The organism is Tateyamaria sp. (assembly GCF_039945315.1).
GTDB lineage: Bacteria > Pseudomonadota > Alphaproteobacteria > Rhodobacterales > Rhodobacteraceae > Tateyamaria.
Map to the genome: position 1 here is coordinate 1 of NZ_JBDUXB010000050.1, position 20,485 is coordinate 20,485.

The 20,485-nt window shown below is 58.1% G+C and carries 27 protein-coding genes and 2 pseudogenes; 11 read left to right on the plus strand and 18 right to left on the minus strand.

Annotation, left to right across the window (positions count from 1 at the left end; genetic code table 11):
* Positions 1 to 239: 239 nt before the first annotated feature.
* From ABJD00_RS15620 to ABJD00_RS15635, 4 genes are read left to right on the plus strand one after another with little or no spacing between them, the layout of a single operon-like run.
* On the plus strand, positions 240 to 629 hold the full coding sequence (locus tag ABJD00_RS15620; RefSeq protein WP_413835067.1) for an ExbD/TolR family protein: 390 nt from the start codon (positions 240 to 242) through the stop codon (positions 627 to 629).
* Positions 629 to 1,015 carry an ExbD/TolR family protein gene (locus ABJD00_RS15625; protein ID WP_413835070.1) on the plus strand — a complete coding sequence of 129 codons (387 nt, stop codon included), beginning with the start codon at positions 629 to 631 and terminating at the stop codon, positions 1,013 to 1,015. Before ABJD00_RS15620 ends, ABJD00_RS15625 begins: the two co-directional genes overlap by 1 nt.
* On the plus strand, positions 1,012 to 2,127 hold the full coding sequence (locus tag ABJD00_RS15630) for a TonB family protein (protein WP_413835072.1): 1,116 nt from the start codon (positions 1,012 to 1,014) through the stop codon (positions 2,125 to 2,127). Before ABJD00_RS15625 ends, ABJD00_RS15630 begins: the two co-directional genes overlap by 4 nt.
* 1 nt (position 2,128) lies before the next feature.
* On the plus strand, positions 2,129 to 2,527 hold the full coding sequence (locus ABJD00_RS15635; RefSeq protein WP_413835075.1) for a hypothetical protein: 399 nt from the start codon (positions 2,129 to 2,131) through the stop codon (positions 2,525 to 2,527).
* A 3-nt stretch (positions 2,528 to 2,530) separates the two neighbouring features.
* Here the strand turns inward: ABJD00_RS15635 and ABJD00_RS15640 are convergent, their stop codons facing one another.
* From ABJD00_RS15640 to ABJD00_RS15655, 4 genes are read right to left on the minus strand one after another with little or no spacing between them, the layout of a single operon-like run.
* Complete coding sequence (locus ABJD00_RS15640) at positions 2,531 to 2,851, minus strand: antibiotic biosynthesis monooxygenase family protein (RefSeq protein WP_413835078.1); 321 nt, start codon at positions 2,849 to 2,851, stop codon at positions 2,531 to 2,533.
* A 48-nt stretch (positions 2,852 to 2,899) separates the two neighbouring features.
* On the minus strand, positions 2,900 to 3,973 hold the full coding sequence (locus tag ABJD00_RS15645) for a DUF1513 domain-containing protein (RefSeq protein WP_413835080.1): 1,074 nt from the start codon (positions 3,971 to 3,973) through the stop codon (positions 2,900 to 2,902).
* Positions 3,973 to 4,941 carry an imelysin family protein gene (locus ABJD00_RS15650; protein WP_413835082.1) on the minus strand — a complete coding sequence of 323 codons (969 nt, stop codon included), beginning with the start codon at positions 4,939 to 4,941 and terminating at the stop codon, positions 3,973 to 3,975. Before ABJD00_RS15650 ends, ABJD00_RS15645 begins: the two co-directional genes overlap by 1 nt.
* A gap of 1 nt (position 4,942) precedes the next feature.
* Positions 4,943 to 6,466: a di-heme oxidoredictase family protein gene (locus ABJD00_RS15655; protein ID WP_413835084.1), complete on the minus strand. Its 1,524-nt coding sequence runs from the start codon at positions 6,464 to 6,466 to the stop codon at positions 4,943 to 4,945.
* 73 nt (positions 6,467 to 6,539) lie between these two features.
* Between ABJD00_RS15655 and ABJD00_RS15660 the strand changes: the two genes are divergently transcribed.
* Both ABJD00_RS15660 and ABJD00_RS15665 read left to right on the plus strand, forming a co-directional pair.
* On the plus strand, positions 6,540 to 6,962 hold the full coding sequence (locus tag ABJD00_RS15660; protein WP_413835086.1) for a hypothetical protein: 423 nt from the start codon (positions 6,540 to 6,542) through the stop codon (positions 6,960 to 6,962).
* Positions 6,963 to 7,068: 106 nt separating this feature from the next.
* Positions 7,069 to 7,539 carry a Dps family protein gene (locus tag ABJD00_RS15665; RefSeq protein ID WP_413835088.1) on the plus strand — a complete coding sequence of 157 codons (471 nt, stop codon included), beginning with the start codon at positions 7,069 to 7,071 and terminating at the stop codon, positions 7,537 to 7,539.
* Positions 7,540 to 7,713: 174 nt separating this feature from the next.
* On the opposite strand, the gene ABJD00_RS15670 is transcribed toward ABJD00_RS15665, so the two are convergent.
* The 6 genes from ABJD00_RS15670 to ABJD00_RS15695 form a co-directional block, all read right to left on the minus strand.
* Positions 7,714 to 8,130, minus strand: a complete 417-nt coding sequence (locus ABJD00_RS15670) for a hypothetical protein (RefSeq protein WP_413835090.1) — start codon at positions 8,128 to 8,130, stop codon at positions 7,714 to 7,716.
* A gap of 24 nt (positions 8,131 to 8,154) precedes the next feature.
* Entirely contained in the window at positions 8,155 to 8,412 is a 258-nt protein-coding gene (locus ABJD00_RS15675) for a DUF1289 domain-containing protein (RefSeq protein WP_413835092.1), read from the minus strand.
* A 162-nt stretch (positions 8,413 to 8,574) separates the two neighbouring features.
* Positions 8,575 to 9,834, minus strand: coding sequence for an imelysin family protein (locus ABJD00_RS15680; RefSeq protein ID WP_413835094.1), 1,260 nt, complete (start codon positions 9,832 to 9,834; stop codon positions 8,575 to 8,577).
* A gap of 34 nt (positions 9,835 to 9,868) precedes the next feature.
* Positions 9,869 to 10,348 (minus strand): hypothetical protein, encoded by a 480-nt coding sequence (locus ABJD00_RS15685; RefSeq protein WP_413835096.1) that lies wholly within the window; start codon positions 10,346 to 10,348, stop codon positions 9,869 to 9,871.
* Entirely contained in the window at positions 10,345 to 10,518 is a 174-nt protein-coding gene (gene hemP / locus ABJD00_RS15690) for a hemin uptake protein HemP (RefSeq protein ID WP_413835098.1), read from the minus strand. Before hemP ends, ABJD00_RS15685 begins: the two co-directional genes overlap by 4 nt.
* A gap of 325 nt (positions 10,519 to 10,843) precedes the next feature.
* The gene (locus tag ABJD00_RS15695) at positions 10,844 to 11,863 is read right to left on the minus strand and encodes an extracellular solute-binding protein (protein ID WP_413835100.1); all 1,020 of its coding nucleotides are present in this window, start codon (positions 11,861 to 11,863) and stop codon (positions 10,844 to 10,846) included.
* A gap of 373 nt (positions 11,864 to 12,236) precedes the next feature.
* On the opposite strand from ABJD00_RS15695, the gene ABJD00_RS15700 reads away from it, so the two are divergent.
* A complete protein-coding gene (locus ABJD00_RS15700; protein WP_413835102.1) occupies positions 12,237 to 12,719 on the plus strand; it encodes a hypothetical protein in 483 nt (160 codons plus the stop codon).
* Here ABJD00_RS15700 and ABJD00_RS15705 read toward each other — a convergent pair whose 3' ends face one another.
* The 6 genes and pseudogenes from ABJD00_RS15705 to ABJD00_RS15730 all read right to left on the minus strand — a co-directional run.
* Positions 12,720 to 13,184, minus strand: a complete 465-nt coding sequence (locus tag ABJD00_RS15705; protein ID WP_413835104.1) for an Rrf2 family transcriptional regulator — start codon at positions 13,182 to 13,184, stop codon at positions 12,720 to 12,722.
* A gap of 78 nt (positions 13,185 to 13,262) precedes the next feature.
* Positions 13,263 to 14,063, minus strand: coding sequence for a heme ABC transporter ATP-binding protein (locus tag ABJD00_RS15710; RefSeq protein ID WP_413835106.1), 801 nt, complete (start codon positions 14,061 to 14,063; stop codon positions 13,263 to 13,265).
* Complete coding sequence (locus ABJD00_RS15715; protein WP_413835108.1) at positions 14,060 to 15,118, minus strand: FecCD family ABC transporter permease; 1,059 nt, start codon at positions 15,116 to 15,118, stop codon at positions 14,060 to 14,062. The genes ABJD00_RS15710 and ABJD00_RS15715 overlap by 4 nt, the downstream gene beginning before the upstream one ends.
* 4 nt (positions 15,119 to 15,122) lie before the next feature.
* Entirely contained in the window at positions 15,123 to 15,977 is an 855-nt protein-coding gene (locus ABJD00_RS15720) for a heme/hemin ABC transporter substrate-binding protein (RefSeq protein WP_413835110.1), read from the minus strand.
* Entirely contained in the window at positions 15,974 to 16,498 is a 525-nt protein-coding gene (locus tag ABJD00_RS15725; RefSeq protein ID WP_413835120.1) for a ChuX/HutX family heme-like substrate-binding protein, read from the minus strand. The genes ABJD00_RS15720 and ABJD00_RS15725 overlap by 4 nt, the downstream gene beginning before the upstream one ends.
* 105 nt (positions 16,499 to 16,603) lie before the next feature.
* A pseudogene (locus ABJD00_RS15730) lies at positions 16,604 to 17,013 on the minus strand (ChuX/HutX family heme-like substrate-binding protein); the annotation flags it as partial.
* Between the two features lie 231 nt (positions 17,014 to 17,244).
* Between ABJD00_RS15730 and ABJD00_RS15735 the strand changes: the two are divergent.
* Both ABJD00_RS15735 and ABJD00_RS15740 read left to right on the plus strand, forming a co-directional pair.
* Positions 17,245 to 17,481 carry a type II toxin-antitoxin system CcdA family antitoxin gene (locus tag ABJD00_RS15735; protein ID WP_413835123.1) on the plus strand — a complete coding sequence of 79 codons (237 nt, stop codon included), beginning with the start codon at positions 17,245 to 17,247 and terminating at the stop codon, positions 17,479 to 17,481.
* Positions 17,482 to 17,520: 39 nt separating this feature from the next.
* Positions 17,521 to 18,231, plus strand: coding sequence for an IS6 family transposase (locus tag ABJD00_RS15740; RefSeq protein WP_413835112.1), 711 nt, complete (start codon positions 17,521 to 17,523; stop codon positions 18,229 to 18,231).
* A gap of 64 nt (positions 18,232 to 18,295) precedes the next feature.
* Here ABJD00_RS15740 and ABJD00_RS15745 read toward each other — a convergent pair whose 3' ends face one another.
* Both ABJD00_RS15745 and ABJD00_RS15750 read right to left on the minus strand, forming a co-directional pair.
* Positions 18,296 to 18,697: a type II toxin-antitoxin system death-on-curing family toxin gene (locus tag ABJD00_RS15745; protein ID WP_413835114.1), complete on the minus strand. Its 402-nt coding sequence runs from the start codon at positions 18,695 to 18,697 to the stop codon at positions 18,296 to 18,298.
* Positions 18,694 to 18,930 (minus strand): type II toxin-antitoxin system Phd/YefM family antitoxin, encoded by a 237-nt coding sequence (locus ABJD00_RS15750; RefSeq protein ID WP_413835116.1) that lies wholly within the window; start codon positions 18,928 to 18,930, stop codon positions 18,694 to 18,696. Before ABJD00_RS15750 ends, ABJD00_RS15745 begins: the two co-directional genes overlap by 4 nt.
* Before the next feature lie 207 nt (positions 18,931 to 19,137).
* Here ABJD00_RS15750 and ABJD00_RS15755 point away from each other — a divergent pair, with 207 nt between their 5' ends.
* Both ABJD00_RS15755 and ABJD00_RS15760 read left to right on the plus strand, forming a co-directional pair.
* Positions 19,138 to 19,914, plus strand: coding sequence for a Crp/Fnr family transcriptional regulator (locus tag ABJD00_RS15755; RefSeq protein WP_413835118.1), 777 nt, complete (start codon positions 19,138 to 19,140; stop codon positions 19,912 to 19,914).
* Positions 19,915 to 20,224: 310 nt separating this feature from the next.
* Positions 20,225 to 20,485: pseudogene (locus ABJD00_RS15760) on the plus strand (helix-turn-helix domain-containing protein); the annotation flags it as partial.

Sequence of the window (20,485 nt, forward strand, 5' to 3'; positions counted from 1 at the left end):
GGGAAAGGATCAAACGAAAGACGCTCGAAGCGCGCCGCTTGCAACACAGACAACGCGCCGCATAATCAAACCAACAAGATGAGCCAAACTCTCTCTTAGTTTAGGTCGCCATTGGTTCCAAAAACTCTGACGACCGACAGAACGAGAGCGCGTGGTTGCTGACACCTTTATCCTGACGGCTGTGGCCCCGGACGGTGGCGCAAAAGACCCCGCGTTAGAGGCTGATATGGTGCCGGCCCATGGCTAGAGCCCGCCGCGCGCGACGGCGACTGTCGATGACATCGCTGGTCGATGTAATTTTTCTGCTGCTGTTGTTTTTCATGCTGACGTCGACGTTTTCGAAGTTTGCAGAAGTAGAGCTGAGTGCCGGTGGGTCAGGGCAGGCGGCGGATGTGGCGCAGGTGCCTCCGCTTTTTCTGCGCGTTGGTGAAGCGGCCCTGGAATTGAATGGCGAACCTGTTGCCATCGCGGGCCTGGAGACCTCGTTGCGCGACCGTGTGGCGCCGGATGACGTGCAACCCGTGCTGGTCAGTTTGCGCGACGGCGTAACGTCGCAGCGGTTGACTGACTTGCTGGTCATGTTGCGCACAGTGCCGGGATTGCGTGTCACAGTCCTTGGAGGGGCCTGATGCGTGCCCGTTCCCCCGGGTCCAAGCGCGAGCCGACAATTGCGTTGATCAACATCGTGTTTCTGATGCTGGTGTTTTTCATGGTGGCCGGGACGTTATCGCCGCCTCTGGACCGCGATCTGGCGCTGGTCAATACCTCTGAACTGGAAGGGCGACCGCCGCCTGATGCGCTGATCCTGCACGCTGACGGGCGGATGAGCTTTCGCGGCACAGACCAGCCGGGGGCCGCGTTTTATGTGGACAGTCTGGACCCCGAGGCACGCGCAGAAGTGCGGGTAGTGCCTGATCGCGCCCTGCCTGCGGAAGATCTGGTCAATACGGGGCGTGAATTGCGCAATGCGGGCGCGGGCAAGGTGATCATTGTGACCGAACGAGGGTTGGAATGATTGCCGCATCACGCTGGATTGGCGGGCTGGCGCTGGCGCTGGCAACCGCCTTGCATCTGACGGGGCTGATGCGTCTGGACCTGCAGAATAACACCTTGATCGCAGGCGGGCAGGCGGGTGGCACACAGGCATCCTTGGGCGATGGGTTTGCCGATCTGGTGGAGGGGACACTGACCGCAATGGAGACCACGGACATCAGCGAACCAGTGGCTGTGGAAGACGCAACTGCGGACACGATCGAACCTGTGGATGCACCGCTTGCGCCGCCACCAACACCTACGGAACGTGCCGACCTTCAGGACAGTAGGGACCCCCTGCGCCCAACGGATCAGGTGCAATCAGAAACCACCCTGAACGTGGCAAAGCCGGCGGAACCGCTGCCGACAGGCGTCGTTGCACCAGATGCGATGCCATTGCCCGTTCTCGACATCGCACAAACCGCCATGACACCCGATGCGACACTCCTCACCCCCGAAATCGCGTCAGCGTCCCAACCTGATCGCCTGAGCGCGCTTTCGCCCGTCACGCTGACACCGCTTGCTGACGTGAGCCCGACCGAAACAGTCGCACAGCCGGACATTTTGACAGCCGAAGAACCCGCGCAGTTGGATTTGACCCAATCACTGAGGCCAAAAGTCCGCAGCCGCGCCTTTGAAGAGCGCAACGCACCTGAAGATCCGCCAACCGCACCGGTGCGCACAGCACGGGCGGAGCCATCGCCGCAGGCCCCGGCGTCGCGCGGCAATCAGGCACAAACCAACGCACGGGCAGGGCAGGTCGACGGGTCGGCCACGGCCCCAAGCGCGCTGCGCACGAGCGGAAATCAGCAATCTGCACGGGCAGGCAACGCGGCTGTTTCAAATTATACAGGGCAAGTTGTGCGTCGGATCCAACGCCAGCGCCGTCCACGGGTCAATGACGCAGGATCCCCGGCGGTTGTAGTCTTTCGGGTGAGCGCAAACGGGGCACTGGGCGCTTTATCCCTGTCGCAAAGTTCTGGGTCGCCCAAGCTCGACAAAGCAGCCATGCAAATGATCCGGAGCGCGGCCCCGTTTCCACCGCCTCCGCCGGGGGCTGAAACCACGTTCAGAATACCAATCGCCGGAGGCTGAAATGGTCCGCTATTTTGCTCTTATTTACACTTTGCTTGCCGCTGCGTTCGTCAGTGCCGTTGTGATGTTGCCGCCTGTCCCCACAGAGCCTGTGTCGGCCTGCAACGCGGTTGCTGACTATCCCGTACAGCGTCTGGCTGATCGGGGGGACATCAATGCCATGGCATTTTTGGGGGAACGAATGGTCACTGAAGATTGCAATGGACAGACACACGCCCGCGGGATGCAATATCTTGAGGATGCAGCCGCAGCGGGGCATCCGGACGCCGCAACTGTTTTGATTGCGCGCCAAGCGGATGCTGAGCGTGTGTTCGCACCGGTATCGGTCTGTGCTGCGTTGATGGGCATGATGCTGCCCGGCGTGGAGGATCCCCACTTGACGGCGGGGGCCTGTCATTAGGCTCTAACCTGCTGAAATTTCCTGAATAACGGAGAATCCTTCGAATTTAGGCGCACCTTCATGAAGTTTTGCTGTGCTGCCAGCGCCCTTGTGGGCCGCACGGAACGCATCGGACCGCGTCCATGCGCGAAACGTGTCTTCGCTGGTCCAGACAGTGTGCGAGGCATAGAGCCGGGTGCCGTCGTCGCCCTCGGGTCCTTTGAGCATCTGAAATTCAACAAAACCCTCCATGTCCTTGAGGTGACTGTCGCGGCCCAGCCAGAGGTCTTCGAACGCCTGGGCGTTGTCACGTGAGACGGTAAAGCGGTTCATGGCGATATACATGCGCGTTTCCTTTTTGATGGGTCGTTAATGCGGCGGGTTGCCTTTTGACTAGTTTGGCAGCGCGACGAGGTGGTTGTCGAAAGCGAGCGGGTGTTTGCCCAGCAGTGTCAGTCCGGTGTTGGACAGGCTGTAAACGTGCCCCAATCCGTCCGTCACCAGACAGGTCGGTGCAGGCATAGGGCAGAGCCCGCACACGTCGACGGCCCGGTGCGTGCCTGTTTGCGCACCCGTTTTGTCGAATGTCAGTGCTTCGCCACCGCGCGGGGCTGATGCGGCGAAATGGTCGCCAAAGGCACTGACGCTGCCGATATAGCCGTCGAGTTTTCGAAGTGTGGCGTCGTCCATTTCGGCCGGGTGCAGTGTCGCGTTTCCCTTGTACAGAGCCACAAGCGAGGGTGTATCGAACGGGTCGCCCTGCCATTGGAAACCGCAGACAACTGTTCCGTCCGCCGCCGCTGAGATGTGGCGGACGGAGTTGTGATGTCTGTCGGTCGGCACTTCGGCGAAATCGGTCAGCATGCCGCTTTTGTCAAAGATCGCCAGATTGGGGCGCATGGTGTCGAGGTTCAGCTTGTCCCGACCAGATGCAGGATGCGTGCGGATGCCCCCATTGGCGACAGCAAGTGTTCCGTTTGGCAGGCGCAGGATTTCATGCGGCCCGATCCCGGCTGACGTGAATTCGTCCAGCCGCTTGTAACCTGCACTGCGGTCCCAGATGCCGATGCGGCCCTGGCCTGTGGCGATGTCGTTTTCCGGGGTAAAGAGCGTTGTGCCGTCTGCGCAGAACGTTCCGTGGCCGTAAAAGTGCCGTCCTGTGGGTGCGTGCAGGGTTTGCGTGACGTCGCCCGTCGCGCAATTGATCACCTTGGCAAAGGTGCCGGGGCGTCGTGCAATCGCAACAGCCTCGGCCACATACGGGTGTGCGGCGGCGGCGTGACCACGGGCGGGCAGGGGGATTTGGAAGGTGATGTCGCCATTCGCGGTCAGCCCGACCAGCACGTTTTGTCCGTTCGGGTGCTGCGCAGCACTGAGCGCGATGGGGTTGCCAACAGCACCCCAGCCCAAGGACGGCGTAAGAGAGGCCGAGGTCAGCCCCGCAAGGAACATGCGGCGCGACGGCATTAGTCGCCGTCCAGCGCGTTGAACCCTGCTGTGATGCCGAGGGGCGTTCCGATGTCGTCAATGACGGCAACCTGCACGGCGCGCACAGCCTGTTGCAGCACCTCGACCTTGAACCGTTGCGCGGGGTCCGCGACGCCTTGCAGTGCCGGGTCGTCGATGGCTTCTGCCCGGCTGCGCGCCTGTGCAAATGCGGCGCGGGTCTGGGTAAGGTCAGTGTCTGTAATTGCGGTTGCAAGATGTTCGAGGGCCGCAAGTGACAGTTGGATGTGACGCAAAGACCGTTCGGAGCGGCGCGCCTCGGCCCGGCGGGGCCGGGGGCGGTCAAACGTGCCAAGGGGGCGGCCAAGCCGTTGATCATGCAGGAATTCGAGGCCCGTTGAGAGCGCCGTGTAGAGCGCGCGTTGGGCTTCTTCGTCGCTTTGGAACCGTGTGTTGCCGTCTGCGCCTGCCGTAAGCATCCCTTGGGCAAACGCGGGCCAATCGCCTGCAATCCTGTCGGATTTGCTGGCAAGTCCCGTTGCAATGGCTTGCGTCAGGCGGCAGGCATAGTCCGCGTCAGGCTGAGGATCATAAAGCAGCCGTTCGAGGGCGGTGAACCCTTGGACCGCTGCAGAGACATCGTTGAAACCTGCCGGATCGTCGACAATTGCGTCTTTGGCCGCGCTGAGGCGCGCGATGGCTTTGCCCGCGCTGTCCTTGGGGTCCGGCCAGAAGGACATTTGCAGTGTCAGCGCCTGATCCTCAAGCGGGCCGAACTGGATGTGGCTGATGCTGATCCACGCGTCATAGGCATCGTGAAAGGCAGGGCGGACAGCGTCGGCCGTGCAGTCGGCTTGCGCGGCATTGGCCAGTGCTGCAGTCGTTTCAACCAGTTGGGCGTGACCCGGCAGGATATGGGTTTCGAGCGCGCGTTCCACATCGGCAAAGGCGGGCAGGGCGAGGAAGGGCAGGATCAGGGCGAAGCGCATATCAGAGGCTTTCCAAAAAACGGATGAGGGCGGCGCGGTCGGGGGGCGGCATGTCGATCACAGACTGTTTGTGCGGCGCGGCCTCGCCCCCGTGCCACAGCACAGCCTCAAGAAGGGACCGTGCGCGTCCGTCATGCAGAAAATAGGTGTGGCCGGACACTTGTTCGGTCAGGCCGATGCCCCACAGCGGCGGGGTGCGCCATTCTTGCCCGGTGGCCCGTGCTTCGGGTCGGTTGTCGGCAAGGCCCGGCCCCATGTCGTGCAACAACATGTCCGTGTAGGGCCAGATCAGTTGAAAGCTTTGTTCGGGTTGCCCATCAAGGCGATGCGTCACGTGCTTGGGAGTGTGGCAGGAAATACAGCCTGTCTCGTAGAAAACCTGTTTGCCGCGCAGGACCTGTGGATCGTCGATGTCGCGCCGCGCCGGGACACCAAGGTTGGAAGAGTAGAAGGACACCAGTTCCAGACCAACATCACCGATCTCTGCATTGTCGTGGTCGGCGGTGTTTCCGTCAGGCGCTGTGCGGCATTTCACTTGCGCGGGCGTGCAATCGCCAAAGCCTGCCGGGTGAAGGGTGGTCGAGATGCCGATATCGCCCGCAAAAGCACTTGCGGATTGTTCCCACACGGATGGCTGGCCCGCCTTCAGGCCAAAGCGCCCCAACATGGGCACGCCGTATTCGGTGGACATGACAATCTGGGGACGTCCCGAAATGCCATCACCGTCTGCGTCATCCGGGTCTGCGCGCGCCAAGATGTCAGCCACCGGGATTGCATCCAGCAGGCCAAGGCCGATCATCTGCGGGGCGACGCGCGGGCTGAGCATGATGTCGGGATGCAGCACGCCGTAGCCGAGCGTGGTCAGGTCATAGGCTGGTGCGCGCAGGAAAGCGGTTTCGCCCCCTGACAACAGGATTGCTTCTTCCGTGTAGGTGATCTGTATTTTCGCTTCGGCATTGATGCCGGCGACCGAAAAATCCTGTATCTGACCGCCATAGTTCGGGTCAGGCTGGGTGGCGAGGTAATCCGCAATATCGTCTGCTGTGGGCCCACCCGGGATCGAAATCCGCATGAGCAAGGACGTGGCGGTATCATCCGGCCCTTCTGGGGGGTGGCCGCGCCCATCCTTGAGGTGACAGCGCTGGCAGGACCGCGCGTTGAACAGCGGACCCAATCCGTCAGAGGCCAAAGTGGATGACGGCGAAGACACCCAGAGTTTTTTGAACAGACCATTGCCGACTTTGAAATCCAGTTCTTTTTCAAAGCTGATGTTGCCAGAAGGCGACGAAAACACGTTTGGTGTCTTGGTCGCACGCACAGTGGCTGCCCCTGCCGGGTTGTTTTCGAACTGTTCGGCGATCGTAAAATCGGTTGTGGGGGCCACAACCCGTTGGATCCGCTCTGCTTCGGCGTGGGTTCGTGGGATTACGGGCAGGTGTAAATCTGCAAGTTCTGCCAAAGCGTCAACTGAAAGTGACAGAATTCCGACCAGTAATGTCGCCAAGAAGGTTGTGATCTGCTTCATAACTTATAAATATACTCAGGAATAGAGTTTGGCGAGGCGATTCCTGCCTGCCCCTCAGTGAAAGACCTGCGACATGGTGCCCTTGCGCTTGGACAAATCAGCCGAACCGCGGCCCACCACTCCGACAACCCCGCAGGCCTTTGCGTTTTTGAACCATTTGCGTTTCAAGGCGATGGAATGCCGCGCCAAACCGCGTGCCGATCTGTTTGAGGCATGCGCGTTGTTGCAGGTGACACGCACTGCCAATCAGGAGGCACATGCCGAAGCGTTGATGCGCTGTCTGGCGCAAGCGCTTGGCAAACAGCCTCGGCTGCATGCGCCTGGCACGGTCGAGATGAGTTTTGATGAAACGTGGCTGGTCGAGTTGGGACTGGCCTGTTCCCGGGACGATGAGGCAAGCCTGAGCTTTCTTTTGGGGTCCCGCATCCTGCCAGAACACCGTCGTTTGGTGCGCTTTCTGGTAGGTCGCATTTCAGAGTATTTTTCTCTGGATTAGAATAATTCTAAAGAATCCTTGCATCTGCAGTTGGCCCGCCTAGATACTGTCGGGCACGCCAGCCAGCCATTTGCAAGCCAGCGACCAAAACCCAAGGGAGCCCGGGATGACCCAAACAGCTGTTGCGCTGTCCACTGACGCACGTGCCGCTATTGCAGAGGCGCTGAACCAATCTGTGGCGGAAACCGCCGTCACCACGATGCTGGCGCAGAATTTTCACTGGAACGTCAAAGGCATGGCCTTTGGTCCGCTGCACGATCTATTCCAAAAGATGTACGAAGATCACTTTGTCGCGCAGGACGATCTGGCCGAACGCATCCGCGCGCTTGATGAACATGCCGAAGGAACGCTTTCGGGTATGCTGGCGCGGTCCAAGGTCAAGGAACATGATGGTCATGCATCAGACAAAGAGATGATCAAGATGATGCAGGACGCACAGGAAACGCTGGCGGCCACACTGGCAGGTGCCGGGCAGGTGGCCGCCGAAGCAGGCGACACCCTGACAGAAGATCTGTGCATTGCACGCGGTCAAGAGCACGAAAAGTTTGCGTGGTTCCTGCGGGCGCATCTGGCCTAACGGTCGACAGAGCAAAGGGAGCCACGTTGACCGCTCAGCCACCGATTTCGGCAGCCAAGCGGTCAGGCAGCCACCTTAAGCAGGGGTCGTCACGACCCCGGGAAGGTCAAGCCACGTCTTCTACAGCGGCGCACGGCTTGGCCTTTTTCTTTTTGTCCCGCGGCACCCATTGTTTCAGTTCAAAGAGGACGCCCTCGTGAACGGTGGGTCCAGATCCATCCGGTCGACGCAGGTTGATTTGTCTTCGAACGCGCTGTCGATACGGCAGGCACCTATGATCATTTCATAGCTTTGCACGTCCGTCGTGCTGTCCGAACAGGGTGCATTGGGCGTTTCAAACGTCGCGGAAACTTGCGCGCCAGGTGCCACATTCATGAATGACGCGCCCTTGGATCGCCCGACCTGATCCGTTCCGATGTAATTCAGGAAGAAGGCGTTGATTTCGGTCAGCGTCTGATCGCCTTCATTGGTCAGCTGAACTGTGATTGTGCAATAGTAATCCCTTTTGCCGATCTCTGTGAGGGACAGGTGGTAGTCAGCAACTGCCGGACTGGCAAACACTGCGCTGAGCGCGATCAGGCGAAAAAACATCGTTTGCTCCTTGGCGCATGGAGATCAGGCAACATCGCGCACGGCGGCGATTGGCTTGACCTTTTTCTTGAGGCATTTGCGGAGGTATTGCGGCCCCCAGTGTCGGTACTTCCCCAGTCTCGATTGCTGCCCGACCAGCATCTCAACAAAGGCCTCGCGGTGTTTGTCTTTCTTCAGTTCCTTGAAGAGCGACTTTTGCGCCTTGGTCATCGAGCATCCAATACAGTGGCCTTCCCGCTTGAACTTGCAAACGTCGATGCAGGGACTTGGGGTTTTGGCCATCTGAAACCTCGCTGGTACGTCTTTTAGCTGGGTATTGTGTTGGAAGTTGCAACGCGTGCCCCGCCTGATTTGGAGAAGATCGGGGCACGCGTAGGTCACCCTAGGGTGACAGATATGCGCAGCACGTTTTTAGGGAACGCCGCCGCTGCGCATATAGCCTATTTACTGGAACACAGCGTCAGGGTTATCGAGGCTGTCAGACCCTTCGAATTCGATCTGATCCACACCCAAAGCAACGACTGCGCGTTCAATCGACCGCGTCTGATCGACCAGCGCATTCACAGCGCCCATGATCAAAGCCTCGCCCGCCGCATTGCCGCGTTCCAGCATGGAGTCGTAGGAAAAGCCGGATTCAGCGGCGATTTTCATCTCGAGCATTTCCAGAACCGCAGCGTCGAGTTTTGCCTGCAATTCCGCGTCCACACCTGCATCGGCGGCCGCGACAAGGGATGCCAGCGATTCACCGGAAACGATTGATCCGTCAATGCGTGTATAGCTGCCCAGATAGACGTTGCGGATGCCCACGGCGTTGTAGAAGTGGTCGTTGTGGGTGTTGTCGGCAAAGCAGGAGTGTTCTTCCTCGGGGTCGTTCAGCATCACGCCCAAACGCATCCGCTCGCCCGCCGTTTCGCCGTAGGACAGTGAGCCCATGCCGGTCAGGATCGTGCTGATCCCTGCGTTTTCGTCTGCGGTCAGTTGGGCGCGGGCGTCCCCGCCGTCCTGCCATTGCGCGACCATCCATTCCAGATCGGACACCAGCAGCTCCGTTGCCGCTGTCAGATAGTCACCGCGGCGGTCGCAGTGCCCGCCTGTGCAAGCGTCACCTGACGCGTAGTCCGTCCAGGGGCGGTTGCCTGCACCCGCGCCGTGGCCATTCAGATCCTGGCCCCAGAGCAAGAATTCCACGGCGTGATAACCGGTCGCTACATTGCTTTCCACGCCATCTGCTTCGTGCAGCGACCCTTCGAGCAGGTCGGGCGTGATGTCAGATGCGTCAATGGTGTCGCCCGACAAAGTGAAGGACGCGTTCGCTACCACATTTAGCACCGCATATTCGTTTTCGTCCGTTGCACCGCCATAGGCTGCATCGACGTAATCGATCAGACCTTCGTCCAGTGGCCAAGCGTTTACCTTGCCTTCCCAGTCATCGACGATGGCGTTGCCAAACCGGTAGACCTCGGTTTGCTGGTAGGGCACGCGCGCGGCAAGCCATGCGTCCTTGGCGGCTTGCAGGGCTTCGGCCGAAGGCGCGTCTGTGAGTGTGTTGACTGACGCCAGAAGCATCTGCGCTGTCGTCAGGCTGTCGGTGTATTTCGCAAGCGCAATATCGGCATAGTTGTCCAATACTGCGGCCTTGTCCGCGAATGCGGGGGCGGCTGCCAAAAGCACTGTTCCCAATGCGGTCGTAAGTTTGAGTTTCATGAGGTGGCTGTCCCTTTTTGGTCTTTTCAGCAAGTTAATGCAGACGCACCACGTTGGGTGCGGTTGCGGGTGAATGAGGCGCAGGCTTGTGGTGTTTGTGGCGCAGCGCAGTGCCCACTTCTCCAGCAAGGATTGCGATATGTTCGGCATGTGCTGGGCCCGTCAGCAGCGTGGCGATCAAGGCTGCGTCGTTCAGGTGGCCGTCAGAGGCTGTGCGCACCAGATGCACAAACACGCATTCATCCGACCCCACGCAGTTGCAATCAATGTCGTGGCGGACCAGCGGGCGTGTTGTGGTATCTATGATCTTCGTCACCAGACCTTCGAACATGTGCCATGCACGATCCGCCTCTGACGCTGGAAGTGCATTGACGTATTCGTTGCGGGCCTTGGCCTGACCATGGGGTCCTTCGCACCAAAGGCGCAGGTTCAGGACAAGCTTGGCTTCCCAAGCGTCCATTTGATTCAATGCGGCGATTGTGGCCCCGCCGCGGGCGTGATGGGCTGAACTCATTTTGTGAGGATCAACTTGCCTGCGCGCGTGATGCGCAGGTAATACACTTGGCCGTCCAGAACGATGGACACCTGACTGCCCTCTTTGATCAGATCGCGCGCATCATATGTGTCAATCTGCTGTTGATCGGGGGCGGTTGTTGTGTCGGGCACTTGGGTCATGGCGTTCATGATGTCCGCTCCAGATGATCAAGCATTCGTTCGAGGTATTGATCCGCAGGCACTGCGCCGGCCAATGCCTCTTGCAGCAATTCCTGGCAGCACGGTTTCTCGCAACATCTTTCCGTTTTCGCACGGTCACTCACGTGTTTCTTTGCCATGTCTCAGCTCCTGTCAGAACGGGGCGTCCGGGCTGCCCACATGTGGGTGGCTGAGACTCAGTTGCAAATATCTTGATTGTTTTTGTCGGGTACGTCAATCCTGAGTATTAAAGTAAGAAAAGAAAAAGGCGCGGGTTTTCGCCGCGCCTTTCCAAAATCAGGTACCGGTAGCGGGTTTATTCCCAGCCAACCTCGTTAAAGATTTTTTGCGCCGTGGGCACGTTGTTGGCAACGGTTGTGGCATCCACATCGTCCGGCTTAAACATCCCAAGTGTTGCGACTGACGCGCTGAGGCCGACACCGGGCACGGCGGGGTATTCGTCGTTCCCAGCCGAGAAATATTGCTGCGCCTGATCGCTTGCCAGATACTCAAGGAACGCAATTGCGTTGTCCAAGTTCGGCGCGTTGGCTGCGACACCGCCACCCGACAGGTTCATGTGTGCACCTTCGCCATTCTGAGATGGGAACACCCAACCGATGTTGTCACGGGCGTCGGTTGGCAAGCCGTCCACGTCTTTGCGGATCGCGCGGGCAAAGTAGTAAGTGTTCGAGATAGAGATGTCGCATTCACCCGACACAAGGCCGCGCAACTGGTCAGTATCACCGCCTTGCGGCGCGCGTGCAAAGTTGTCTACGACGCCTTTTGCCCAGCCTTTGGCAGCGTCTTCACCATGGTTGGCGATCACAGCCGACAACAGCGTTTGCGAATATACATTGGTGGAAGACCGGTGGCAAACTTGCCCTTTGTAAGCAGGGTCAGCCAGGTCAACATAGGTTTGCGGCGGGTTGGGCACGTCGGTTTTGTCATAAAAGATGATCCGTGCACGCTGGCTGAAGCCAAACCACTGATTGTCTTCGTCCTGCAAATAAGCAGGAATGCGGGCTTCAAGAACATCGCTGTCGATGGACTTTAGCACGCCGGCATCTTTGGCACGTTCAAGGCGCGATGTGTCAACTGTCAGCAGGATGTCGGCGGGCGAATTGGCGCCTTCGGCCTGCATCCGCACGATCAGCTCGTCAGCCTTGCCTTCGATCCGGTTGATGGTGATGCCCGTCGCATCGGTGAAGTCCGAATACAGACGTTCGTCGGTATCGTAGTGACGTGATGAATACAGATTCAACTCACCCTCGGCCACAGCGCTGGTCGCCATAATGGCGAGCGTTGCAGACGTTACAAATGTTGTTTTGGCAGTCATGGAAGCTCTCCCTGTTCCCGCATTATTAACCTTACAGAAACAGTCAATTACAGGTGTCCGCACACAAATCAACCCTTCCCGATCAAAATAGTCAGGAATCTCTTGCAAAATCCTGACGTTTTCTGTCATCTTTATAAAACCAAGCCGCAGAACGCTCTGTCCGCCCGGGAAATGTCTGGAGAAAAGGAGCTTGGTCGATGTTTCCGGGACGTGCATTCACAAGAAATATCCGCAAATGCGTGGTGAATTTTTGGGGCGATTTTGACCCCAACCTGTTTCGCCTGATGACCCATCCGATGGATACTTATGCACATCGGACTGTGCCAACCCCGGCACCGCAACGAAGCAGTCCTTGCAAAAAGGGGTTCACGCCATGACCAAACGCAATTGCAACAACCGCCGCGCGCAGGGCGATCTGTCGCTGGACGCTTTGGATGTTGATCCGGTGGAGTTTGCTTTTCTAACGGCGGCACGGTACTTTTGCCTGTCTTTTCAGGAACCGCAAAGTGGTGCATGGGTGACGGCCATGTTGGGGTCCGAGTGTTTTTTCCCGGGCGATGCCAGTGCCGAAAAGATGCGTCGCGCGTTGTCCGTCGTGCACGAGATGCGGACATCCCGCCAGTCCACTTTTCGGTTTTCAAATCCGCGATGCGAAGAGTGCTCCGCGATTGTCACCGAACATGAACGTCATTTGCTGCAACTCGTTCAGCATGCCCGCGCACGCCGCCTGTCGATGATGGCATCGTCGGCCATGTTGCTATGCGAAGGGAATGACACAGAACGGCTGCGTGCAGCGGCCCTTGGGTTTGCCGATCTGACGGGCGCCCATGTGCGACACCATATCGTGGCTGGATAATCAGGCGTCTTCGACCTCTACCTTGAACAATTCAGGAATCGCAGGGCAGGGCACCAGTTCGTTGTTGATCACGTCAGCGAGTGTGGTTTTGTGCAAGAACACATAAACATGGGCGCTGAGCCCTTCCCAAAGACGGTTCGACAAAGACTGCGCCTTGGTTCCGGATGCGCCCCCTTTGACACCCGCGCCAGTGTGCAGCGCATCAACGGATTCATCCACGGCCGTCAACACTTCGTCTATGCGAATTTCTTTTGCAGACCGCGCCAACCTGTACCCGCCTCCCGGTCCGCGCACGGATGAAACAAGCCCGCTGCGCCGCAGTTTCACAAAAAGCTGTTCGAGATAGGGCAGGGAGATGTCCTGCCTGGCGCTCAGATCGTTCAGAGAGACAAGGCCAGCATCTTGATGAAACGCAATATCGACCAGCGCGACCAAAGCGTAACGCCCTTTGGTGCTGAGTTTCATCGCGTGCCTCCCTGACTGTTGGTTTGACAATAGCCGAGGGACAAAACGAAGTCTTGTCCAAAGCGAAACCACCTCACGTCAACCGGCCTCCATTTTGTGCACCTGTGCATTATGCGGCAACACAAAAGGCGCGCCACCCTGAGGCAGCGCATTGACCCGCAGGTCGCACCCATAGGCGCGCGACAAGACAGCGTTTGTCATGACATCCTTGGGGGTACCAAATGCCAGTATCTCGCCGTCCGCCATCACGAGAACCCGGTCTGCGAACACGCCGGTGAGGTTGAGATCATGCATGACCGCCACCACACCCCCACCCGCAAGGGCAAAGGCGCGGGCGATGGACATCACTTGCAGTTGATGCGCGATATCAAGGCTTGAGACCGGTTCATCCAGCATCAGCCAATGTGGACCCTGTGCCGATTTCGGCTCCCATACCTGCGCCAACACGCGCGCCAATTGCACCCGTTGTTGTTCCCCACCTGAGAGTTCTTGATAGTAGCGCTCTGCATACCCGTTCAGGCCAACGCGCTCCAACGCGGCGGCCGCCCGGCCTTCGCGATCGCCGCCTGTTCCGGCTGCCAATCCGATCCGAACCACTTCGATGGCCTGAAATGGGAAGGCGAGGGTTGACGCCTGTGGCAGCACCCCGCGCAGAGCGGCAAGCGCCCAAGGTTTTGCGTTGGCCACGTCGGTGCCGTTCAGTGTGATCCTGCCTGCGTAGGGCAGGTCGCCGCAGATTGCCTTGAGCAAGGTTGATTTGCCCGATCCGTTCGGACCGACTATCGCAGTGACGGCACCGGGTTCCGCGTCAAAGTCGAGCCCGTGCAGGATTGGCGTGCGTCCATATCGGACCGCCAGATCGCGCACGACAAGGCTCATAAATCGACCATCCCACGCTGGCGCAGCAGGATCCAGAGAAAGACGGGGGCACCCAGCACCGCCGTCACGATGCCAATGGGCAGTTCAGCGGGCGCGATAATCACCCGCGTGATCACATCCGCCAGCACCAAGAGAAGTGCACCCAGAAGTGCTGCGTTGATCAGCAAAGGCCGGTGGTCCGGGCCGGAGCCAAGCCGCAGCAAATGGGGCACGACGATCCCAATGAAGCCGATCCCGCCTGACACCGCGACCGCTGCCCCAGTGGCGGCCGCAACTGTCAGGATCGCGAGGTTTTTGACCCACTGAACATTCAGCCCGATATGCGCTGCCGTCGCCTCGCCCAAGGCGAGCCCGTTCAGCCCGCGGCCAAGGGTGCAGGCAACAAGCACTGAAATCAGGATGATCGGACCGGCGGCGACCACTTTGGCCCAGCTGGCACCGCCCAGCGATCCAAGCCCCCAAAAGGTGAGATCACGCAGCTGCCTGTCGTCCGAAATGTAGACGAGAATGCCCGACAATGCGCCCGCGAGAGCGCCAAGAGCGATCCCGGCCAAAAGCATCGTGGCCACCGATGTGCGGCCCCGCCGCGTCGACACGCGGTAAAGCAGAAGTGTGCTTGCCCAGCCTCCGAAAAAGGCCGCGACCGGGACAAGCTGATCGCCGACCGCCAACGCCAGCCAAGCCGGGGCAAGAGCGGCAAGCACGATGGCCGAGATCGCACCGAGGCCAGCGCCCGCGTTGACACCGACCAACCCCGGATCCGCCAGAGGATTGCGGAACAGCCCCTGCATCACAGTACCACCCACCGCCAATGCGGCCCCGACCAGAAGGCCAAGCACAAGGCGCGGGGCACGTATGTCCCACAGAACAATGGCTTCCATGCGCGTCAACGCCTCGCCCTTTGCCAGTTTCAGCAATGCGGGCCCAAGGGAGACATCAGTTGCGCCGACCGTAAGGCTGAAAAGGCCCACGACACCGACGGCGCAGGCCAGCCAAACGTGCAAGCGCCGCGCGCGGGTGACGCGGCTGGATGGCAGATGATCAGCCAAAGCCATCGTTTTAGGCTGGATAAAGGGCGCGGTTCAGCGCAGCAACCGCATCGGCGGTGCGCGGGCCAAACCCAAGCAGGAACAACCCGTCCATCCGAACGACATCCCGGTTTTGCGCCGCAGGTGTGACCGACAGGGCAGGGAGGCCGAACAATTCGTCATCCGTTGCGGCGTGATCACCACTGCGGTCCATCATCAGAATGATATCCGGGGCTGCGGCGCTCACTGCTTCGTCTGACAGCGGTTTGTATCCTTCAAATTCCGAAATGGCGTTGATGCCTCCGGCCATGCCAATGATCCCATCCGCCCCCGTGCCAGTACCCGAGGCCAGAATGCGCCCGCCTTGTGTCGACAGGATAAACATCACGCGCTTGGGCGATGGATTGGACTGCGCCGTCCGGGCAAGTACCGCATCCATTGCGGTCCTTGTGTCGCGTGCCAGTGTTTCAGCCTTATCAGGGACATCGAGGGCCGCACCCACGGATTTTACCTTCTGCACAATCGCATCGATATCGTACCCTTCGGGCACTTCGGCAAATTGAACATCGGCCGCGCGCAGAATATCAATCACCTCAGGCGGTCCCGCACCTTCGGCAGAAACAATCAGGGAAGGGGCGAACGACAAAACCCCCTCTGCCGACAAGCGCCGCATATACCCCACGTCGGGCAGGGAACGCGCCTCGGCCGGGTAAGTCGACGTCGCATCGCGCGCCAGCAGCCGATGACCCTGACCCAAAGCATAGACAATCTCGGTCACGTCGCCGCCAATGGCAATGACATCCTGTGCACCGGTAGCCGCCCAAAGCACATTGCGCGGGACCGCGAACGCCAGCGCAAAACCAACAAAGGCGCGCCGATGCATCATGCTGTGACCTCTGACAAATCCGCAACGATCGCCCGGAAGGCCGGACGGCTGTCGCGCCCTTCCTTGGGCACCCCAAAGATCTGCATGATCAAGGCGCCATGTGCGTCAAAGGCCTCGACCGAAGTGGCCATCCCGCGTTGCGTTGGCTTTTCCACTGTCCATACCTCTGCCACTTCATCCTGCCGAAGATGCAGGTTAAATCGCGGGTCCATGACATTCTGCCATGGCCCCATGGGTTTGAGCGTGCTCAGCGGGCCGCTGTGAATTTGTATGCAGCCCTCATTGCCAACGAACAGCATGATTTCCGTTTCCGTGCGTTGCAGGGCACCCAGCAAAGCCACGATGGAGTCCGGTGTGAGTTTGCGTGCAAAAGGCAGACCTGCCGCGCGATAAGCACCCAGACGGTTCATTTTCAACTTGGACACCAGCCGCAGAAACTGGTGCGTGTCTGTCAATCGCTTCCACTCGCTGCGCAGTATGTCGATTTTATCTTTGGCTATCTTTGCTGGCTCAGCGCGCATGCGCGTGTCAAATACCGCGTCCTGTGACTGGTCGTCAGACGCAAGGCTCCGGGTCAAATCGGAAAATACGGCATGATTGGAGCCTTCTTTCAGGATGATTTTGTGCACTGCATCCCCGGCGGCATCAAAAACCTGTATGCTGCGCCTTGTCCCTGTTTCGCCGTGACGCTCAACCAGAAATGCGTGTTTCCAGTGGTTGGAAAAATGCGCAGGTCTATATCGTCCGTCAGGATCATCGCGGCATGTTTGCCCGGATGATAGTTATCGTAAGTCCCGATCTTTTCATGAACGCACGACGTGTTTCGCGTCAGAGCCATCACTTCACCCAACTCTTGCGCGGCGGCCATAACCACGTCGGGATCAGCTGCAATCCGGGTGACACCCTGACCACAATATGCAGCGACAAGAGCGGCTTCACTTATGCCAAGCGCTTCGGCAAAATCGCGGTCCCGTGGGTTTGGGGCCTCGGCCCGGCGACTTCGGATGTGTTCGGCTGAAAGTTGTGGTGCTGGCATTGGGGCCCATACTCCGGATGTTCAAAAGAAACATGGATGGCTGGGCCTGATGGCTTGGCTACAACAAGACGATATTTCCGATAGAAATAGTAAGTTTTTTGCAGGCATGCAACCGCTGTTGTGAAATGTCGAGATGGTATGCTGAGTGCAGGTCAAGAGCACAAATTTTACAGATATTTGCTTATGCGCACTGAGTATGCGCATGATTGACGCGCAGGACTGCCGCATGTTATCCAGAATGCAGGAGAAGCAGCCACGAACTCAGCTGTACGAAAGCCCACAAACCTTTCTCTTGATGCTGCCTTGCTTTCTGAGGAAAAGGCTTTGCAAGTGAATTTGTCCCGCGCAGCGGAAGACGGCGTTCGAAGCGCGGTTTCTGCCGCAAAATCTGAACAATGGAAAAAAGAGAACGCTCCAGCGCTGCGCAGTTCCAACGCCTACGTAGAAAAGAAGGGACTGTTGCGTTAACTTGTAAACCGCTAATTTTCAGCAGGGCAGGGGATCAATATGCGCAGAAAACAACCGTTCAAACATCATCGTTTTCCAGCGTTGATCATTTTGTCTGCTGTGCGGATGTATCTTCGCTATCCGCTTTCTTACCAAGATATCGCGGATCTTTTAGGCGAACGTGGCGTCGATGTTGATCGCTCAACGGTCTTTCGTTGGGTCCAAAAGTTTGGACCGGAATTGGCGAAGCGCACGGAATGTCATCTACGACGGGCAAGCCTCAACTGGCACGTCGATGAAACCTACATTCGCGTCGGCGGGAAATGGCGTTATCTTTGGCGGGCCATCGATACAGACGGCGAGTTGGTCGACTTCCGTCTAACCGCGCGGCGCGATGCAAAAGCAGCCAAAGCCTTTCTGAAAAAGGCGATCGAGCGCGTTCGGTTCCTCAGACCAGTGTCAATCTGTACAGATAAAGCGCCGACCTATCGAAAGGTCATACGAGACATAAATCACCAATATGATCCGCATTTTGACTACATTACGCATATCGACAAAAAGTATCGAAACAACCGGGTTGAAAGCGATCATGCCGCCCTCAAGAGATTGCTAGGATACCGGCAAAGCTTCCAATCATTAAGGTGCGCGAAGGCGACGCTGCAAGGAATGGAAACCATCAGGACAATCAAGAACGGGCATATTCAAAACCGACAACCCGGTGTGCGAGGGGAGGTTGCCTTCGTAGCGCAACTATTTGGTTTGGCGTCGTAAAATCAACATGTTAGCATAACCTTGAAACGGTGGGAATTAATGCAACAGTCCCACTGATCCCAAGTCAGCTTCCTTTGCCAATCTGGCGTGAATACTCCCGCAAATGCGCCGCCGCTTGATCACGGGTGACTTTGCCCTGACCGAGCTGCTCCATCATCTCGGCATGTTCGACACCTGTGGCCGCTTGGAGCTGAAACCCGTTCTGCTCAAGGAAATCGACGGCCACGTAAAACGCCGTGCGCTTGTTCCCATCCACAAAGGCATGGTTGCGGGAAATCGCTTCGGCATAGCTGGCGGCGAGCTGGAACGTGTCCGTTTCCCCATAGACGTACTGGTTCTGTGGCCGTGCAAGGGCGGACTCAAGCAAAGCGGCGTCACGCAAACCAAGCGAGCCACCGCCCATCTCGATCACGGCATCATGGATGAACTCGACTTGCTGGCGCGTCACCCATTTGGGTTCCGTCATCTGTTCGCCAGTTCCATGATGGTGTTGCGATGGCGCTCAAGGCCGCGCGTGATACGCTCCTTGTCACTGTCGCTGATACCCTCTGTTACCCCTGTCAAACGGCGGTATTCATCGGCTGACAAAAGCACAAGGCGGTCACGCTGATGGCTGGTGATAATCACGGGTTCGCTCATCGCAGCATCGCTGAACGCGCCAATGTTGTTCTTAAATTCTGTTGCAGTAACGCGGGTCATTTTGACTTCCTTTCGGATACCGAATATATGGCTAAAATGTCCAATTTGTCAACAGCGCGGCGACGCTTGGTGACGGAGTGGTGCCTACCGACAAATCGATAGAGTAAGGTGGCATGACGTTGTTGAGGTGCACCAAGGGCTGCTTGAAGATCTCAGTGAGAATATTGATGATATCGCAGCCTATTTTGCATCGCTGGAAAGGCTCAAGTGACCGAAAATTCTAGCCCTTTGGCCGATGGCCCAAGCGCGATTTTCCTCTCAGAGTACCTGTTGGACATCAATAAGGGTGCTGGGTTTATCACGTCTCTGTCCGGGGAAGACCAAAAGAAAGTACGCCAACAGGGCAGCCGCTGCAAAGTGGCCAAGGGGGAAGGGGTGTTCTTTCAGGGGGACCCACATACCGGCGTATGGATCATTGAAAAAGGCCGCGTGCGCACGTTTTACGCAGGGCCCTCAGGGCGCGAAATCACGCTCGCCTATTGGAGCATCGGTCACTTTCTGGGCGGCCCCGAGGTGTTTGGCACCGGGCGCCACGTCTGGTCCGCGGATGCGTTGGAAGATTGCGAACTCTTGTTCCTGTCGGGCATGAGCCGACAACGGCTGGTGCGCGAGGTGCCGGATGTTGCAATAGCGGTGATTAATGGGCTGGTGAACAAAGTCAAGTGCTACTCTGCTCTGATCCAGATGCTGGGCACCCGCACGGTGTCAGAACGCTTGCGGCAATTGCTGCTTTTTCTGGCTGAGACATATGGGCGCCATGAGGGCGGCTGCGTGATCATTGATAGGACCATCACCTATGATCAGATCGTCTCTATCGTTGGAGCGACCCGGCAGTGGGTGACGCAATCCTTGGATAAACTGCAGTCAGAAGGCGCTGAAAGTCAGCCGAAAAGAGATTGTGATCCAAGACGTGGGGCTTCTGCTCGAATGAAACATGTGCTTTCCCTTTCGAAGGCCTCAATTAACATAAGACAGATTATATGAATGTCAGGAATATGGGAGACACATTCCATTTTGGACTGCATCGCCAAAGCTGATTGATCGCAGTCGTTTTGTCTCTGAACTCATTGGCTACTGTACCCGACAACTGTGGTCGTTTGACTGTCCGTCGTCAGACACGTTGTAAGTCAAATACGGGGCGATCTTGCCAATCGGCAGGAATGCCCATGCTGGTACGCTCATTATCAGAGCGTTCTTTGATCAATTCGGTAAGACGATTTCGGAAGCTACTATCTGTTGCTTGCTTGTCCATAAGGTGGAGCAGGACTACCAGGACGTTATAGATTCGATTGTCTACCCTGCATCTGAGAAGTTGGAGATCATACAGCTGGTCGAGGAAAGCCACCTGTCGGCACGCCTGACGCTGGCCAAGCTCGGCATTCCATGGACCACGTTCTATCGTTGGTACGACCGTTACCTTCAGCGCGGTGAGGCCGGATTGCAGGATCAATCTCCCAAGTCAAAACATGTCTGGAACCGGGTGCCCGACGAGGTGAAGCGCAGGGTCGTCGACTTCGCCTTGCGGGAGACGGAATTGTCCCCGCGTGAGTTAGCG

Excerpts from the sequence above, each read along its gene's own strand:
- ABJD00_RS15620 (WP_413835067.1), top strand. The coding sequence starts at position 240 with ATGGCTAGAGCCCGCCGCGCGCGACGGCGACTGTCGATGACATCGCTG.
- ABJD00_RS15625 (WP_413835070.1), top strand. The coding sequence starts at position 629 with ATGCGTGCCCGTTCCCCCGGGTCCAAGCGCGAGCCGACAATTGCGTTG.
- ABJD00_RS15630 (WP_413835072.1), top strand. The coding sequence starts at position 1,012 with ATGATTGCCGCATCACGCTGGATTGGCGGGCTGGCGCTGGCGCTGGCA.
- ABJD00_RS15635 (WP_413835075.1), top strand. The coding sequence starts at position 2,129 with ATGGTCCGCTATTTTGCTCTTATTTACACTTTGCTTGCCGCTGCGTTC.
- ABJD00_RS15640 (WP_413835078.1), bottom strand. The coding sequence starts at position 2,851 with ATGTATATCGCCATGAACCGCTTTACCGTCTCACGTGACAACGCCCAG.
- ABJD00_RS15645 (WP_413835080.1), bottom strand. The coding sequence starts at position 3,973 with ATGCCGTCGCGCCGCATGTTCCTTGCGGGGCTGACCTCGGCCTCTCTT.
- ABJD00_RS15650 (WP_413835082.1), bottom strand. The coding sequence starts at position 4,941 with ATGCGCTTCGCCCTGATCCTGCCCTTCCTCGCCCTGCCCGCCTTTGCC.
- ABJD00_RS15655 (WP_413835084.1), bottom strand. The coding sequence starts at position 6,466 with ATGAAGCAGATCACAACCTTCTTGGCGACATTACTGGTCGGAATTCTG.
- ABJD00_RS15660 (WP_413835086.1), top strand. The coding sequence starts at position 6,540 with ATGGTGCCCTTGCGCTTGGACAAATCAGCCGAACCGCGGCCCACCACT.
- ABJD00_RS15665 (WP_413835088.1), top strand. The coding sequence starts at position 7,069 with ATGACCCAAACAGCTGTTGCGCTGTCCACTGACGCACGTGCCGCTATT.
- ABJD00_RS15670 (WP_413835090.1), bottom strand. The coding sequence starts at position 8,130 with ATGTTTTTTCGCCTGATCGCGCTCAGCGCAGTGTTTGCCAGTCCGGCA.
- ABJD00_RS15675 (WP_413835092.1), bottom strand. The coding sequence starts at position 8,412 with ATGGCCAAAACCCCAAGTCCCTGCATCGACGTTTGCAAGTTCAAGCGG.
- ABJD00_RS15680 (WP_413835094.1), bottom strand. The coding sequence starts at position 9,834 with ATGAAACTCAAACTTACGACCGCATTGGGAACAGTGCTTTTGGCAGCC.
- ABJD00_RS15685 (WP_413835096.1), bottom strand. The coding sequence starts at position 10,348 with ATGAGTTCAGCCCATCACGCCCGCGGCGGGGCCACAATCGCCGCATTG.
- hemP (WP_413835098.1), bottom strand. The coding sequence starts at position 10,518 with ATGAACGCCATGACCCAAGTGCCCGACACAACAACCGCCCCCGATCAA.
- ABJD00_RS15695 (WP_413835100.1), bottom strand. The coding sequence starts at position 11,863 with ATGACTGCCAAAACAACATTTGTAACGTCTGCAACGCTCGCCATTATG.
- ABJD00_RS15700 (WP_413835102.1), top strand. The coding sequence starts at position 12,237 with ATGACCAAACGCAATTGCAACAACCGCCGCGCGCAGGGCGATCTGTCG.
- ABJD00_RS15705 (WP_413835104.1), bottom strand. The coding sequence starts at position 13,184 with ATGAAACTCAGCACCAAAGGGCGTTACGCTTTGGTCGCGCTGGTCGAT.
- ABJD00_RS15710 (WP_413835106.1), bottom strand. The coding sequence starts at position 14,063 with ATGAGCCTTGTCGTGCGCGATCTGGCGGTCCGATATGGACGCACGCCA.
- ABJD00_RS15715 (WP_413835108.1), bottom strand. The coding sequence starts at position 15,118 with ATGGCTTTGGCTGATCATCTGCCATCCAGCCGCGTCACCCGCGCGCGG.
- ABJD00_RS15720 (WP_413835110.1), bottom strand. The coding sequence starts at position 15,977 with ATGATGCATCGGCGCGCCTTTGTTGGTTTTGCGCTGGCGTTCGCGGTC.
- ABJD00_RS15725 (WP_413835120.1), bottom strand. The coding sequence starts at position 16,498 with ATGCGCGCTGAGCCAGCAAAGATAGCCAAAGATAAAATCGACATACTG.
- ABJD00_RS15740 (WP_413835112.1), top strand. The coding sequence starts at position 17,521 with ATGCGCAGAAAACAACCGTTCAAACATCATCGTTTTCCAGCGTTGATC.
- ABJD00_RS15745 (WP_413835114.1), bottom strand. The coding sequence starts at position 18,697 with ATGACGGAACCCAAATGGGTGACGCGCCAGCAAGTCGAGTTCATCCAT.
- ABJD00_RS15750 (WP_413835116.1), bottom strand. The coding sequence starts at position 18,930 with ATGACCCGCGTTACTGCAACAGAATTTAAGAACAACATTGGCGCGTTC.